We start from the raw sequence: 13,840 nt of genomic DNA, 5'->3' as shown, positions 1-13,840 counted from the left end.
GCAGTAACCGTCAATTCATTGTTTTAAGCTTTTGAAGAAGGTGTATAAAAAGGTAAAAGCTATCAAACAGATAGGATGAGACAGGTGTGCGATCCTGAAAATCCTCTATAGAGTAGCGATGAAAATACAAAAAAGAGGTGTGACCATGAGCAATTCCATTGATGAAGATGCAAAAGATGCAAAGCCTATTGTCGAAGCCGATCGCGAAGCGCCCGAGGGCAAATGTCCTTTTCATGCTGGTAAGCCTTCTCAGGAAAATCAGGCGCCGGGCGGCGGAACAACCAACCGCGACTGGTGGCCTAATCAACTCCGGGTTGACCTGCTGAATCAGCACTCATCCCGTTCGAACCCGCTTGATGAATCCTTCGATTACCGTAAAGAATTTGCCAAATTAGATTACTCAGCGCTGAAAGCTGACATCAAAGGGTTGCTCACCGAGTCACAAGCCTGGTGGCCCGCTGACTGGGGCAGCTATATTGGCCTGTTTATTCGTATGGCCTGGCACAGCGCCGGAACCTATCGCTCCGTGGACGGACGCGGTGGTTCAGGTCGTGGTCAGCAACGCTTCGCACCCCTAAACTCCTGGCCAGACAACGTCAGTCTGGATAAAGCGCGCCGCTTACTGTGGCCGGTTAAACAGAAATATGGTCAGAAAATCTCCTGGGCCGACCTCTACATTCTGGCGGGCAACGTCGCGCTGGAAAACTCCGGATTCCGTACCTTCGGCTTTGGTGCCGGACGTGAAGATGTCTGGGAACCGGATATGGATGTGAACTGGGGCGAAGAAGCCGCATGGCTGGAACACCGTCACCCGGAATCCCTGGCACAATCGCCACTGGGCGCTACCGAGATGGGTCTGATCTACGTCAACCCGGAAGGTCCGGAACACAGCGGCGATCCTGCCTCTGCGGCCCCGGCTATTCGCGCCACTTTCGGCAACATGGGCATGAACGACGAAGAGATCGTGGCATTGATTGCTGGTGGACATACGCTGGGTAAAACCCACGGTGCCGCACCGGCCAGCCACGTCGGTGTCGATCCGGAAACTGCACCGATTGAGGCGCAGGGCCTGGGCTGGGTCAACAGCCACGGCACGGGCGTTGGCGCAGATGCGATTACCTCCGGTCTGGAAGTAATCTGGTCTCAGACGCCAACCCAGTGGAGTAACTACTTCTTCGAGAACCTGTTCAAATATGAGTGGGTTCAGACGCGCAGCCCGGCCGGTGCCATCCAGTTCGTGGCAGCTGATGCGCCGGATATTATCCCGGATGCGTTTGACGCCGCGATGAAACACAAGCCGACCATGCTGGTGACCGATCTGACGCTGCGAGTTGACCCGGAGTTTGAAAAGATTTCGCGTCGTTTCCACAACGATCCGCAGGCGTTCAACGAAGCCTTTGCCCGTGCCTGGTTTAAACTGACTCACCGTGATATGGGGCCAAAAGCGCGCTACATCGGACCTGAAGTCCCGCAGGAAGATCTGATCTGGCAGGATCCGCTGCCTGCACCGGCTTATCATCCAACCGTGGCGGATATCGCGCAGCTGAAAGAGAAAATCGCTGCAACCGGCCTCAGCGTCAGCGAGCTGGTTTCGGTTGCCTGGGCATCGGCATCAACCTTCCGTGGCGGCGACAAACGTGGTGGTGCCAACGGTGCCCGCCTGGCGTTGCTGCCGCAGCGTGAGTGGGACGTCAATGCCGTCGCGGCACGCGTGCTGCCGACGCTGGAAGCGGTGCAGCGTGAAGCGCACAAGGCTTCACTGGCAGATGTGATTGTGCTGGCGGGTGTGGTCGGCGTTGAGCAGGCGGCGAAAGCAGCTGGCGTTGAAATTGACGTACCATTTACTCCGGGCCGTGTTGATGCGCGTCAGGATCAGACTGATATCGAGTCATTCGATCTGCTGAAACCGCGTGCAGATGGTTTCCGTAACTACGGTTCTGGCTTCGGCAAAACCACCACCGAAAATCTGCTGATCGATAAAGCGCAGCAGCTGACCCTGACCGTGCCGGAGTTAACGGTGCTGGTTGGCGGAATGCGTGCGCTGGGTGCTAACTTTGATGGCAGTCAGCACGGCATCTTCACGCACCACACAGGGACGCTGAACACAGACTTCTTCGTGAATCTGCTGGATATGCGCACCGAGTGGAAAGCCGCCGATTCGACCAATGAGAAATTTATTGGACGGGATCGCGTCACTGGCGAAACCCGTTTCACCGCCACGCGCGCCGATCTGGTGTTTGGCTCCAATGCGGTGCTACGCGCCTCGGCGGAAGTCTACGCCAGCAGCGACGCCCGTGAAAAATTCGTCAAAGACTTTGTTGCCGCCTGGACCAAAGTGATGAATCTGGATCGGTTTGAACTCTGATTGCTGTTGACGTTGTAAAATCTGAAACCCGCTGATATTAGCGGGTTTTTTTATGAGAGCAGGTGAGTTATTCGACCGCTTAACTATCTTTTTACAACCCAGGTACAACAGGTTAATGGCATCATTTAAATTTCGGTCACTGCCAGTAACGTGATCCTTCGGGCCACGTAGTCAAGTACGGCTTCCCGCTGCGATTCAGGCATATGACTTTCATTATAAGTATCGATAATAAGCTGATGATGACTCACCACCTCGGAAAGCCATTTTCGTGCCAGTGTCGGATTAATATCCATACCCTGGGCAAGCAGGATAAAGTCTGCACCCAGATATTCTCCGTACTCTGAATTGATCCCCGGTGCGTTTCCTGCATCATTTTCTTCACGTTCCAGCAGGGGCAAAGCTAAATACTCTCCAAACGCTGCAGGGGAGGGCACAACGCTGATAAAGTCATAAACCGGGGCCAGCCAGGGTGAACCCTGCGGAGGCAGGATAATCCCGATATTGCGCAGATGAAAATCATTGTTTCCCAGCACATAGGCATACACGATGCGCAAAAAGAGGTCACGTTTACTCTTTAAACTGCTGTTCACTCTGGTATTCAGGAATTTAGCGGCTTTCTCGTAACTGATGGCTTTATGATTATCAATCCTGCCATATTTATCGCCGAGACCCATCGCGCCATCCAGCTGTTCCTGATGTAATCTTGCGTAATCTGACGCTGTCCGGTCATACCTTTTAATGACAAACGCCAGTTCGTCTGGCCGATTTTCATCGTGTCTGAATGGCATTAGCCCGAACGGGGGGACGTCAAATTTCAGACGCTGCATAACGCACATGGTGGCATGCTCGTTTTCTGCCAGGTGTGGGTATTCTTCCGGAGAGGGTTTCAGGATATAGGTGCCATCATTGCTGACGACCACCAGTTCTCCCTTTGCCAGGCGAAGCGACAGTTTGGGTTGATAGCCTGAAATGCTCATGCCTTTCTGACGTTCAGGGAGTTCCTGAATAAACTGACTGCGCGTAAACGGCAGGCTAAGAGCCACATTCAGACTACCCAGCAGATGCCGGATGCCTTTTGTTGAGTAGCCAGTTTTTAGCTCAGATTCTTTAAGCCGTTTTAATGTGATCAGGCAGCGTTCTGAATTCATGATGTTATCTCTTTAAAGACGACTGCCCCAAGCAAATCGTTGCCATTTTCCATCAGTAAGCCGAACAGATCTTTATCATCAATTTTTTGAATTTCAGAATAGCGTTTTCGCAACCAGCCTTCCGGCGCTAAACCTTTAAAGAAGGGATGTAGCTCTTCACTTAAATAGGGCTCAGGTCTTACCGGCATGCTGAGAGATATCGCACAGCCGACATAAGTAGGCAGGTAGCAGAAAGTATAACCGTTATGCCCTTCACTCAGCGTCCCTGCCAGCGTGTTGTAAAGCCACACCTCTATTTTTCGAGCCATACTTTTATACCCAGTTCTTTAAGTAAGGCGTGAAGATTTATTGCCTTTGCAGAAGATGGTCTGGCAATCAGTCGTTTAAATGTTGAGAGTGATACACCAATCTGAATCGCCATCTCTTCATAGGTGATGTTTTGTCGTTTGAGTTCATTGGCCAGTAGTTGTGGCAGTGTCGGAAACGTCAGAGCACTCAGCACCGATCGGGTGTCCGGTTCGTCCGCTTCTGTTGTGGCTTCTCTACTCAAAGCGAACCCCGCCAATACCTTTCGCCGATCTGACTCAGAAAGGTTTATCAGCGAAGATTTAATCTCATCAAGGTTCATTTTTGACCTTTTTTGCATTCTCAGTACGTTTTTTGAAACGATATGGTCCGACTATAGTGCTAATAGGGTCATTTTTGAACCTATTAACGGCAGCATCTTCTCATCTTACCGCCAGAATGCGAAATATGCTGATGAAAGGTCATTTATGACACTTTAAGTCACTATTAATGCATTTGTTAAAGAGAGTAGGAGATGTAGGGGTCAGAAATGAACCTTTAAGTGAGGGCGGAACCGAATGTCTAAGTATCAGGCACTAACGAAAAGAACGGGGAATTTGAAGAGGAAACAGACTGAGTAAGACGCAGAAATTTTATAAGAAGTATAAAATGCAAAAAGCCCGCTTAGTTTCCTAAGCAGGCTTTTCAAATTTGGCTCCTCTGACTGGACTCGAACCAGTGACATACGGATTAACAGTCCGCCGTTCTACCGACTGAACTACAGAGGAATCGTTTGAACGGGGCGCATAGTAACGGCCACGCCGGGCCATGTCAAAGCTCTTTTTCATAAATTAGCGCGACTGCTGAAATAGTCGCCACTATGGCGTTTTAAGCACTGAAAGAGCTGCCTGTGCGGCTGACTCATCCGGCAAAACGGCACGTGTAAAACTGAGGTGTTTATGAGGTGTTATGGCGCTGTATAGCCCTTGTCAGGCGGCCAGGCGCGTGATTTAACCGGATAGTTTTTTACGGGCGTCACAAAGTGTGGATTCTGGCTTTGTCAGCAATAAAAACGAAACGTAGATTCCATTTCAACCCTGAACTGAATCTCTGGAGTTGAAATGAACAAAGTCAGAATCGGCATGATTGGCAGCGGCTATATCGGACGCTGCCACGCGATTGCTTATGCGCAGGCTCCCACCGTATTTGCGCTGAAAGGCGAAATCGTGCGGGAGATGCTGGCTGAAGTGAACCCCGAGCTGGCCGCCCGTCAGGCGGCGACCTTTGGTTTCGCGCGCTCGACGGGGGACTGGCGCGCGCTGGTCAGCGACCCGGCGATTGATGTCGTGGATATCTGCGCCCCCAACTTCCTGCATAAAGAGATGGCGCTGGAGGCGATACGCCACGGCAAACACGTTTATTCAGAAAAGCCGCTGTCATTAAGCGTGGCGGATGCGCAGGAGATGGTGGCGGCAGCCGATGCGGCCGGAGTCAAAACGCTGGTGGGCTTCAACTATATGAAAAACCCTACCAGCCAGCTGGCGAAAGAGATCATTGCCAATGGTGAGATAGGCGACGTGGTGCATTTCTACGGCACCCATAACGAGGATTATCTCGCCAGACCGGAAACGCCGCTCGACTGGCACTGTCAGAAAGCGCTGGCAGGCCTCGGTGCGCTGGGCGATCTGGCGGCGCATATCGTTAATATGGCGCACTACCTGGTTGGTGACATTGCTGAGGTCAGCGGCGATATGATGACGGTGATCGCCTCACGGCCTGACCCGAAAGAGCCTGCGCGGCAGTTACCGGTCGAAAACGAAGATCAGGCCAGCGCGCTGCTTCGCTTCCATAACGGTGCGCACGGCGTGATTGAAACCTCACGCATCGCCTGTGGCGCAAAGATGGGACTGACTTACGTCGTCACCGGCACCAAAGGCACACTGCGCTACACCCAGGAGCGCATGGCGGAGCTGGAGCTTTATCTGCATGACGAACCGGCCGGGCGTCAGGGATTTAAAACTATCCTGACCGGACCAGCACACCCTGACTACGCAAATTTCTGTGTTTCTGCCGGACACGGCATCGGCTTTAACGATCAGAAAACGGTGGAGATTCGCGACCTGATCAACGGCATCGCAGCGGGCGACCGCATGTGGCCCGATTTTGCAGAGGGATTGCAGGTTCAGAAGGTGCTGGAAGCGATTGCTCACTCAGCAGTGCAACGCCGCTGGATTGAGGTATAGGGCAGAATCAGAGGGATAGAGGGTATTGCCGATGTGTTGATTAACACTGGCGGGCAGGGCGGGAAACGTTGGCTTCCCGCCCGCAGCCGATCAGATCAGACCGCTTTTTTCCCACCACAATTTATCCAGCGCATAAAAGCGATCGCGCTGACTCTCGGGCTGGCTGAGATCGCGTTTCCACGGTTTTGCCAGAATATAGTGCAGGTTCTTCACCTCTTCATCGTGCCAGAGACCGCTGTGCTGAAACGGCAGCGTTTTCAAGGCATTGTAGATGTAAGAGAGCGGCTTCCAGCGATCGGCAAACACTTCGTTCAGCAGATCCTGCTCGGAGAAGGGATAGTTACTGAGATCATCAATGGCGGCAATACGCTTTTCCAGTGCGTCGAACATCGCATTATCGGGCTTCAGCACCAGAAAACCGCCGTTCAGGTAAAGATCCACACTCTCTGGCGCCTTTTCACCGCGCGCCTGCCAGGTATAGTGGCACTGCTCAGGCTGCCACTCTGCCGGATAAGAGGCAATCTGGTTGGGATTACAGCGGCAGGCGTGACAGGCGGCGAGCGGGTTATCGCCCAGAGCCAAGGTAAACAGCTCATCCATGTTTTGAAGGACCAGCATATCGGCATCCAGAAATACGACGCGCTCATAATCGGTTAGCTGCCAGGCGCGCAGCTTGGTCCAGACTTCGCCGAACTGCGCCGATGCGTAGTGCTGATCCAGATCGTCGCGCGGATAGAGGGGCTCGACCGGTTTAATCACACAGCCCTCATCCTGCAAAATCTGACAGTCAGACGCTGAAATCGCCGGCGTGGTCATCACCACCAGCGGCCACTGGCTCTGGCTCTGTTGCAGCGAACGGTGCAGCGCTTTCACGCCCACCAGATAATCGGGTTGAGTTAACAGCGTTACCCAGGCAAACATAGCTTTCCTCAATCAGTCAAAAAGTGGCGTGATGTAGTCGTTACCCAGTCGGCCATTTGGGTCGAGCTGGCTGCGCAGGGCGCGGAAGGCGTCCCACTGCGGATAGATCTCACGCCAGTTGTAACGTTCTTCATCGTAATATTTGCCCCAGTGCGGGCGTCCGCCCTCTTCGGCCAGCAGTTTTTCCACTTCAGTCAGGAAGTGCAGTCCTTCCTGTGACAGCGAACCATCGTCGGCGTAATAGACCACGAAGCCGAAAAAGCAGGTTGGCTGGTCAGCGGCCGGACTGAGCCAGGCCGATGATGCACCGGTGCAGCGCAGGATAATCGGGTAGTGCATATGCGGACGGTTCTCGGCATACCACTGCTTGATGCGGCGAATGATGGCCGGGGTTTTTGCCAGCGGCACGCCGATTTCCACATTGATCTGCGGCACCGCAATGCCGCGGCAGAAGAGCTGGTAAATGTCACCGGTAACATCGGTGAAATCACGAAAACGGGTGACGGTGCGAAACTGTTTTCCCCCTTTGCCCTCAATCTGCGTATCGCGGTGCATATGTGCCAGCGTCTGGTCGATAGTGTCGTTGAGGCTTTCGTCAACGTCGCCCTCATGTTCCACCACCTGACGACCCTGCGCTTCGTAGCGCTGACGCTCTTCGTCACTCGCCTCATGGGCGTTCCAGACGTGCATCAGGTTGTCATCGACAAACCACCAGGCTTTGCTCAGCGGATAGTCGTTGTTCCAGCGCAGCAGATCCTCTTCAAGGGTATCGGCAGAGACGGCATATTTGTGGCAGGTGAAGATGCTAAACGGCTGGGTACGCAGGGTTACCGCGGTAACAATGCCTAGTGCGCCCAGTGAGACCTGCGCTGCCGGGAAGTCAGCGTCGCCACGAACAAATTCGCGCACGCTGCCATCGGCCAGCACCATTCTGATTGCCAGCGCTTCGTCGGCAATCGAACTCTGCTGCAATCCCTGGCCGTGCGTTCCGGTCGCCATCGCGCCCGCCAGTGTCTGAATCGCAATCACGCCTGGCGATGAAGCCAGCATGCGGTTCATTTCGGTCAGTCTGCGATAGACCTGCTCAAGCGGGGTCGCGCCACCAAAGGTCACGCTCTGTTCATCACTGGCAAGCTGGCCGCTCAGGGCGCTGAGATCGAGCAGCACATCGTCATCACTGACATGCAGCATACGACCAGGCGACAGCTTGCTGCCGATCACCCGAATCTGGCCGTGTGACTCCCGGATAAGTCTCTGTAATTCCGCTTCACTGGCGGGACGCTGAACCTGGTGACGGCTGCCGATTTGCGCGTTCTGCGCCCAGTTCCACAGCGCATCATCATCGGGTTCAACATGGGTCTGACGAAGCGGATAGAGGCGTGCATCTCTGCTCACAACAGCATTCCTTATTATTGCATTTTAGTGACAAGTATCAGTAAGCGTAGACTATGGCTAAGCGCAGCCCGGCCTGCGGGCAATTATTTGCGGATATAGCGTAACGTTGCGGTTACAGCCAGCTGACGATTGCGGCGGATACTCTCTGCTTCGCTGTTGTCCGGGCTGAAAAGGGCGTTGAAGGTGTAGCGGTTTGAGACGTGATGAACGCAGATACTGCTGATCAGGCGATGGACATCGATGGTCTGCACATCGGCAGTGAACACGCCCTGTTGCTGACCGCGTGCCAGAATGTCATCCAGCAGATCCAGCGCGCTGCGGTTAAGGGCTTTAATCTGCGGCGACTGGGTAATGTAGCGCCCGCGCAACAGGTTCTCACTGCAGACCAGCCGGATAAAATCGGGATGCTCGACATGGTAATCAAAACTGGCTTCCACAAGGCGGGTCATGGCCAGTTCCGGCTCCATCGCCGCCAGGTTCAGGCCGGTTTCGTGCTGACGTATCTGCTGATAAACCTGCTCCAGCACGTGGATATAAAGCTGCTCTTTACTGCCAAAGTGATAGACCACCATGCGTTTAGTGGTTTGCGCATGCTCAGCAATCTGCTCCATCCTGGCACCCTGCATACCAAACTCCGCGAAGGTTTTCAGTGCGCCTGCGATGATGCGTTTTTTCAGCCCTTCAGGGTCATTTTTACGTTTTGTTAGCTCTGACATGGTGCTCAATAAGGTGATTTTGACCGGGGGATGTTAGCACAGTGTTGAGAGGCTGCCCGCAATCGCGGGCGCGGCAGGTGCGGCAACCTGGTACAGCCCGGACGATTACAGGTATAATCCCGGACATTATTTCACAGGTTCAGAGACGACAATGACAAAACTCACCTTGCAAGAGCAGATGCTGAAAGCGGGATTAGTATCCAGCAAAAAAATGGACAAGGTTCAGCGGACAGCGAAGAAATCCAGGGTTCAGGCACGCGAAGCCAGAGCGGCGGTGGAAGATAACAAAAAAGCGCAGCTTGAGCGGGATAAGCAGCTGAACGAGCAGCAGAAACTGGCTGTGCTGTCTAAAGAGTACAAAGCGCAGGTCAAACAGCTGATCGAAATGAACAAAATTGACGTGGCAAGAGGCAACATCAGCTTCAACTTCACCGACAATAACCTGATCAAAAAGATTATGGTTGATAAGCTGACGCAGACTCAGTTGATCAATGGGCGTCTCGCCATTGCCCGCCTGGCAGCTGACAATAATGGCGAGAGCCAGTACGCCATCATCCCGGCCAGCGTAGCGGATAAAATTGCGCAGCGTGATGCCAGTGCCATCGTATTAAACAGTGCATTAAGCGAAGAAGCACAGGACGAAGATGATCCTTATGCTGATTTCAAAGTTCCCGATGATTTGATGTGGTAACAGCGCGCTGACGCATTCAGAACGGGCTGTCGGCAGAGAGTTGCAGCGTGCTGCCGCTGACAGGATGAACAAACGTCAATCCGCTGGCGTGCAGCATCAGTCTCTCTGCCTGCTCCGCGCCAGGCAGCAAAAGCCCGCCGTAGAGATCACAGCCCAGAATCGGGTGCCCCAGCTGCTGACAGTGAATGCGCAGCTGATGGGTGCGCCCGGTTTCCGGCATCAGTTCAACCCGCGTGACTGGCAATCCCTTTCCCTTTTTTTCCTGATAATAACCGCGTTCTATGACCCGGTAGCGTGAGCGCGCAGGTTTCCCCTGGATCGGGCAAATCACCATCCGGGGAAACTGCGCCGGATCTTTCGCTATCGCGGCATCAATGACGCCTTCGTCATCGGCAAGGTGCCCGCACAGCAGCGCCTGATAAGCTTTACGCACGCTGCGCTGGCTGAATTGCTGGCAGAGTGCCGCATTAATCGTTTTGCTGCGTGCGACGACCATCAGCCCGGAGGTGCCAAAATCGAGCCGATGAACCAGCGCGCAGCCAGGAAAAAGCTTCACCAGCCGATGATGCACCGAATCGAGGTTTTGCGGATTTTTGCCTGACAGGCTCAGCAAACCGCTGGGTTTATTGATCACCAGGAGATGGTCGTCCTGAAAGAGAAGGGTTATCTCATCAAAGCAGGGCGGGGCGATAAACGTATCGATAATGGCAGACATCGGGCAACCGGCAGGTAAATGGCAACGGATCATAACCGATTGGCCGGTCACTGACGATGCCGCGCGCAGCCATTATTCTTCGCTGATCGTTTCCCCGCTTTGCGTGAAGAGTGACTGGCCAGCCTGCTGCGTTTCAAATTTGCCATGGGCAGCAAAAACGGAGCAGACCGTTGCAGCCAGCAGCGTAAGGAGAATGGAAAGTTTCATGGTGACATCCCATCGTGAATTTAAAAGCAAGTCTGACAGGAAGGGCGGCAGAGACAAACAGAACAATCCGGAAAAAAACATTAAGAACATTTGTTCAGCAAGTTGCGCGATTTTTAGTGATAAATTCGGGCAGTTCTCTCTTTTACGACTACAGTCTCTGGTGAGGTTGTCATCAATTCGTATCTAATGGAGGATTTTCTGTGTTATTTCAAAACGACGAGAAAGGCCACGTCATTATTGGCGAAGCGGCACTAAGCCTTGCCCTGGGTGAAAAAGAAATCAGTATCGCAACACTCTTTACCCAACTGGGTTATATGGCGAAATCTGAAAGCAACGCGGATCGGCTGACGAAAATCGCCGAAGCCAGAAGCTGGCTGAGTAGTTTTGAGTCACCGGCGATTGCTCAACAGCAGGTGCCGTACCTGCAGACGCTTGCAAGCCTGAACGAAGAGCTGAACTAGCAGTAACGGAACTGATGCCAATGGACGTAGTCCGGCTCCGGCCGGAAAACGACGAAGCGGACGACCTCATCGGTTGCGCGAAAGCGTATACCGGCCGGAGAAGCTGTCAGGGACGACAACTCTCTCTCCATCGCTTTCTGTACAGACCGATCGCGATTGTTATCTACCCTCATTTCAAAGCCAGCCGGGATATAAACCGGAATCATCAGGTTCGGGCCAGCTTGTTTCAGCTGTCGTGGCCGATAATATTATCTTCCCTCAATTTACGGATGCCCGCCTGACCCTGTCATTCCCGCGTTAACCGCTGCGGCTTATTATCTTCTGATTAATCAGATCACTTATTTGTCTGAAAAGGGCTGTTATTTCAGCCAGCCTCAATCAATTAAGGCTGGCTCTATTTACGGTCAGACAGAATTAACGCTTCGCTAACCGTTAAAAGCTTTCCCAGCTTGAGTCTGCTGATGCATTAACGGGCACTGCGGGCACTAAACGCGGCGACAGGGCAGGTGCGCCCCGGCTGACGCTGCTTTGTCCGGGAGAGAGACGGAATACGGCCACTGTTTTTTCCAGTTCATCTGCCTGAGATTCCAGTGAGCTGGCTGCGGCGGAAGACTCTTCAACCAGCGCGGCGTTCTGTTGCGTCGTGGTATCCATCTCGGCCATTGCCGTGGCGATCTGAGAAATGCCGCGGTTTTGCTCGTCAGAGGCGGCAGCAATCTCACCCATAATATCTTTAACCTGACTGACAGAGCGGACGATGTCATCCATGGTGGTACCGGCGCGTTCCACAAACTCAGAACCATCATGAACCCGATCAAGTGACTCGCGTATCAGCGTTTCAATCTCTTTGGCGGCCAGTGAACTGCGCTGGGCCAGATTTCTGACTTCACCGGCAACCACCGCAAATCCGCGGCCCTGCTCTCCGGCTCGTGCCGCTTCGACTGCGGCGTTAAGGGCCAGGATATTGGTCTGGAAAGAGATGCTGTTGATGACGTGAATGATCTCGCCGATTTTGCCCGAACTCTGGCTGATGTTGTTCATGGTTTCGATAACGTCACGGATAATCTCGCCACCACGTCCGGCATTCACTGACGCGTCTGTCGCCAGCTGACTCGCATGGTGAGCGTTCTCCGCATTCTGTTTCACCGTTGAAGAGAGCTCTTCCATGCTGGCCGCGGTCTGAACCACTGCGGCAGACTGCTGTTCTGTGCGGGATGAAAGATCGGTATTACCTGCCGCGATTTCCGCCGAGGCACGCGCCACGCTGCTGACGCCATCACGCACGTTGGTGATGATGTTCTGCAGGCTGATGTTCATTGCATCTACCGCCTGCATCAGCTGACCTAACTCATCACCACGTGTGGTTTTCAGTGAGGTTGTTAAATCACCGCTGGCAATACGTTGCGCTGCGTTCAGCGTCTCTTTCAATGGCAGCGTAATGTTGCGGGTGATCCGCCAGGCAATCAGCAGACTCAGCACCACACAAATCAGCGCGGCAAAAGCAATGCGCCACTCCGCCTGTTTGATAAATTCAGAGGATAGCTGGGACTGATAGGCAAAGGTATCGGAGACCGCCGCATTGAGCCGCTCTGCGGTGGTGGTCAGGCCCGCCGATTCGCTCTTTTCTTTCTCTGTCGCATCGACATAGCGCGTTAAAGCCTGGCGTTGCTGCGTCAGAGTGCTGAGCACATTTCGCGTTACGTCATTAATATTCGGCTGGGCGAAAATATCCAGTTGCTCGCTCAGGGTGTTGATAGCGGTGTATTCTTCAAGAATCGCCTCTCTGCTGGCCTCAGACGGCTTATCGAGAAACGCTTTTTCAACATTGGCCGCATCAAACAGCGCTGCGGCCAGGTGCATGACCGGCAGCGCCGCGTCGGGTGTCAGAGCCATATCGAGTGATTCAAACTGATGCGCAAGCGCAATCAGGGCACCCGGTTTAATGGCATCAAAGGCGCTGCTTGTCGCCTGCGCAGCAGTCACGAATGTCTGGCGCTGATTCTGATAATCGTTAAGTAACTGCCCCATCAGCGCGACTTTCTGCTGGCCCATCTCATCCCATTTGAATCCATCCAGCCGTTTATAAAGGGCATCTAACTCCTTCAGGGCCTGAACGTTCTGCGTGGCAAATTTGGGATCTTTGGTGTACTGGTAGAGGGTGCGGTTAAGGCGTGCCTTGCTTAACGTGTTTACCATCTCCACGGTAATCGTGCGCCGGGCGGAGTTGTCTTTAATACTGCGAAAACAATCGAAAGCGATAAAAGTAATGGCGAGGGAGGCAGCAATGACGACGATAAAACCGACGCCCAGTTTTTTCCCAATTTTAATATCGGAGATGCGTTGAGCAAGGCCCATAAGGTTCACCTTTAGTGAGATATCAGAAGCAGAGAAGAGGCTGTTAAATAATTCAAAGATGATCTTCTTATCGTCAGTGCCAGACGAAGCTTTAATATTATTTATGCTTAATCAATGATCTGATTAATGAGGCTTTCATTATTCTCAAGGGAAACTATCTGCCTGCTAATCTTTGATTTACTTCGCGTAATGTATTGATAATGTTGATTAAAATTATGGTTCCCGTGCCTGCCGCAGTCTTTACATTACCTGAATAAATAGTTATTGATTTTGATCAAATAAGTCCCGGATAAAAGAATCGGTCAGGCGCAGAGGGATGATTTTTCAATAAATACTTA

At 53.0% G+C, this 13,840-nt stretch carries 13 protein-coding genes and 1 tRNA gene; 5 read left to right on the top strand and 9 right to left on the bottom strand.

Features of this window, described 5'->3' with window-relative positions; genetic code table 11:
* Positions 1–145: 145 nt before the first annotated feature.
* Positions 146–2,365 carry a catalase/peroxidase HPI gene (katG, locus tag ACMGGP_RS11060; protein WP_498798435.1) on the top strand — a complete coding sequence of 740 codons (2,220 nt, stop codon included), beginning with the start codon at positions 146–148 and terminating at the stop codon, positions 2,363–2,365.
* Positions 2,366–2,490: 125 nt separating this feature from the next.
* Here katG and ACMGGP_RS11055 read toward each other — a convergent pair whose 3' ends face one another.
* From ACMGGP_RS11055 to ACMGGP_RS11040, 4 genes are all read right to left on the bottom strand, one after another.
* Complete coding sequence (locus ACMGGP_RS11055; RefSeq protein WP_498798434.1) at positions 2,491–3,513, bottom strand: type II toxin-antitoxin system HipA family toxin; 1,023 nt, start codon at positions 3,511–3,513, stop codon at positions 2,491–2,493.
* The gene (locus tag ACMGGP_RS11050; RefSeq protein WP_124890102.1) at positions 3,510–3,821 is read right to left on the bottom strand and encodes a HipA N-terminal domain-containing protein; all 312 of its coding nucleotides are present in this window, start codon (positions 3,819–3,821) and stop codon (positions 3,510–3,512) included. Before ACMGGP_RS11050 ends, ACMGGP_RS11055 begins: the two co-directional genes overlap by 4 nt.
* Complete coding sequence (locus ACMGGP_RS11045; protein WP_124890101.1) at positions 3,806–4,141, bottom strand: helix-turn-helix transcriptional regulator; 336 nt, start codon at positions 4,139–4,141, stop codon at positions 3,806–3,808. The genes ACMGGP_RS11050 and ACMGGP_RS11045 overlap by 16 nt, the downstream gene beginning before the upstream one ends.
* Positions 4,142–4,510: 369 nt before the next feature.
* Positions 4,511–4,586, bottom strand: a tRNA-Asn gene (locus ACMGGP_RS11040).
* A gap of 333 nt (positions 4,587–4,919) precedes the next feature.
* Between ACMGGP_RS11040 and ACMGGP_RS11035 the strand changes: the two genes are divergently transcribed.
* A complete protein-coding gene (locus ACMGGP_RS11035) occupies positions 4,920–6,041 on the top strand; it encodes a Gfo/Idh/MocA family protein (RefSeq protein WP_010247976.1) in 1,122 nt (373 codons plus the stop codon).
* 90 nt (positions 6,042–6,131) lie between these two features.
* On the opposite strand, the gene ACMGGP_RS11030 is transcribed toward ACMGGP_RS11035, so the two are convergent.
* The 3 genes from ACMGGP_RS11030 to ACMGGP_RS11020 form a co-directional block, all read right to left on the bottom strand.
* Positions 6,132–6,962: a glycosyltransferase family 8 protein gene (locus ACMGGP_RS11030; protein WP_418796595.1), complete on the bottom strand. Its 831-nt coding sequence runs from the start codon at positions 6,960–6,962 to the stop codon at positions 6,132–6,134.
* A gap of 12 nt (positions 6,963–6,974) precedes the next feature.
* Positions 6,975–8,357 (bottom strand): D-arabinono-1,4-lactone oxidase, encoded by a 1,383-nt coding sequence (locus tag ACMGGP_RS11025; RefSeq protein ID WP_010247972.1) that lies wholly within the window; start codon positions 8,355–8,357, stop codon positions 6,975–6,977.
* Between the two features lie 83 nt (positions 8,358–8,440).
* Positions 8,441–9,073 carry a TetR/AcrR family transcriptional regulator gene (locus tag ACMGGP_RS11020; protein WP_010670932.1) on the bottom strand — a complete coding sequence of 211 codons (633 nt, stop codon included), beginning with the start codon at positions 9,071–9,073 and terminating at the stop codon, positions 8,441–8,443.
* A 151-nt stretch (positions 9,074–9,224) separates the two neighbouring features.
* Between ACMGGP_RS11020 and ACMGGP_RS11015 the strand changes: the two genes are divergently transcribed.
* Entirely contained in the window at positions 9,225–9,764 is a 540-nt protein-coding gene (locus tag ACMGGP_RS11015; protein ID WP_010247968.1) for a DUF2058 domain-containing protein, read from the top strand.
* A 16-nt stretch (positions 9,765–9,780) separates the two neighbouring features.
* Here ACMGGP_RS11015 and ACMGGP_RS11010 read toward each other — a convergent pair whose 3' ends face one another.
* Positions 9,781–10,479 (bottom strand): RluA family pseudouridine synthase, encoded by a 699-nt coding sequence (locus tag ACMGGP_RS11010; RefSeq protein WP_158149196.1) that lies wholly within the window; start codon positions 10,477–10,479, stop codon positions 9,781–9,783.
* Between ACMGGP_RS11010 and ACMGGP_RS11005 the strand changes: the two genes are divergently transcribed.
* A complete protein-coding gene (locus ACMGGP_RS11005; RefSeq protein ID WP_187495721.1) occupies positions 10,469–10,873 on the top strand; it encodes a hypothetical protein in 405 nt (134 codons plus the stop codon). The two genes, ACMGGP_RS11010 and ACMGGP_RS11005, sit on opposite strands and share 11 nt — an antisense overlap.
* Before the next feature lie 13 nt (positions 10,874–10,886).
* Positions 10,887–11,147 carry a hypothetical protein gene (locus ACMGGP_RS11000; RefSeq protein ID WP_010247965.1) on the top strand — a complete coding sequence of 87 codons (261 nt, stop codon included), beginning with the start codon at positions 10,887–10,889 and terminating at the stop codon, positions 11,145–11,147.
* Between the two features lie 432 nt (positions 11,148–11,579).
* On the opposite strand, the gene ACMGGP_RS10995 is transcribed toward ACMGGP_RS11000, so the two are convergent.
* Positions 11,580–13,502: a methyl-accepting chemotaxis protein gene (locus tag ACMGGP_RS10995; RefSeq protein WP_010670929.1), complete on the bottom strand. Its 1,923-nt coding sequence runs from the start codon at positions 13,500–13,502 to the stop codon at positions 11,580–11,582.
* Between the last annotated feature and the right edge of the window lie 338 nt (positions 13,503–13,840).

This window comes from Curtobacterium sp. BNK-1, assembly GCF_048685235.1.
Taxonomy (GTDB): Bacteria; Pseudomonadota; Gammaproteobacteria; order Enterobacterales; family Enterobacteriaceae; genus Pantoea; species Pantoea agglomerans.
The sequence above is the reverse complement of the archived record's forward strand: the minus strand, read 5'-3'. Positions and strand labels throughout refer to the sequence as shown.